The sequence below is a fragment of the Asanoa sp. NPDC050611 genome (assembly GCF_040654855.1).
Classification (GTDB): Bacteria; Actinomycetota; Actinomycetes; order Mycobacteriales; family Micromonosporaceae; genus Asanoa.
In genome coordinates, this window is the sequence record NZ_JBFAIU010000666.1 from 1 (window position 1) to 1,575 (window position 1,575).

Sequence of the window (1,575 nt, forward strand, 5' to 3'; positions counted from 1 at the left end):
GTGAGCCGGGCCGCGACCTCGGTCGCCTCGGCGTCGGGCAGCGCGACAAGCCGGGGGAGGCGCTGGACCGCAGCGGGCACCCGAACCCCGTGCCCCGCGTGGTCGCAGCGGTGAGCCGGCCGCGGCCGGTGCAGGTGGCCGACGTCCGATTCCTGCGGGCGCACACCGACCGCACGGTCAAGGTCACGGTGCCGGGCCCGTTCACCATGTCGCAGCAGGCCCAGGACGACCACTACGGAGACCCGCGATCCCTCGCGTACGCGTATGCCGACGCCGTCAACGCCGAGGTGCGGGACCTGTTCGCGGCCGGCGCCGACATCGTGCAGCTCGACGAGCCCTACCTGCAGGCCCGACCCGAGCCGGCGCGGGCGTACGGCGTGCAGGCCATCAACCGCGCGCTGGCCGGCGTGGTCGGCACCACCGCGGTGCACCTGTGTTTCGGCTACGCCGCGATCATCCACGACCGGCCTTCGGGTTACTCGTTCCTGCCGGAGCTCGCCGACGCCACCTGCGACCAGATCTCGATCGAGACGGCACAGTCCAATCTCGACACGTCGGTGCTGAAACACCTGAACGGCAAGACAATCATGCTCGGCGTGATCGACCTGTCCGATCCGGCGGTCGAGTCGGTGGACACGGTCGTCGCGCGCGTCCGGCGCGCGCTGCCGCACGTCGCACCGGAGCAGGTCGTGATCGCCCCGGACTGCGGCATGAAGTACATCCCCTGGGAGTCGGCTACGGGAAAGATGCGCGCCATGGCCGGCGCCGCCGAAATCCTCCGAAACGGGTGAGCATCACGGCCTCGACCGCTACGAGGCTCCGGCCGGCCGACTCGGCGTGACAAGATCATGGCTGTGTCTGATCGTCCGGACGTCATCGCCGTCACGCCGCTGAGGGCGCCGCTGGATGCCACCGTCCGCCCGCCGGGTTCGAAGAGCATCACGAACCGGGCGCTGCTCTGCGCGTCGTTCGCGCCGGACACGTCCACGTTGACCGGCGCCCTGTTCGCGGACGACACGCGGGCGATGCTCGGCGCGATCGCCGCGCTGGGCGCGACCGTCGACGCCGACCCGGCGACCGCCACCGTCAGGGTGACCGGGGTGGATCCCCGCGCGGGCACGTCGGATGCGTGGGTCGACGCGCGCCAGTCCGGCACCACGTCGAGGTTCATCCTGCCGGCGGCCGCGCTGCGTCCGGGCCGCACGGTCGTCGACGGCTCCACGCAACTGCGCGCCCGGCCCTTCGGCCCGGTCTTCGACGCCCTGCGTGACCTGGGCGCGGTCGTGTCGGAGGAGGGCCGGCTGCCGGCGACGATCCAGGGCCCGATGCGGGGCGGACCGGTCCGGATCAGTGGCCACCTCTCGAGCCAGTTCCTGTCCGGCCTGCTGATGGCCGGTCCGCTGATGCCCGCCGGCCTGGCCGTGGAGCTCACGTCGCCGCTGGTGTCGGTGCCCTACGTGGAGATGACCAGAGCGGTCATGCGCGTACTCGACGTCGCCGTGTTCGGAACCCTCGATGACCTCCGGCCAGTCGCCGGTGAACCGCCGCACGAAGCTCAGGCCGACCTTCTCGAGC

General features: G+C 71.9%; 1 protein-coding gene and 1 pseudogene. Both read left to right on the forward strand.

Translation table 11 applies throughout. The annotated features are described in order from the left end of the window. Positions 1-791, forward strand: a 791-nt coding sequence (locus AB0H87_RS41645) for a uroporphyrinogen decarboxylase family protein (RefSeq protein WP_360159348.1), incomplete at its 5' end; no start/stop codon positions are given. 63 nt (positions 792-854) lie between these two features. Next, positions 855-1,575: pseudogene (locus AB0H87_RS41650) on the forward strand (hypothetical protein); the annotation flags it as partial.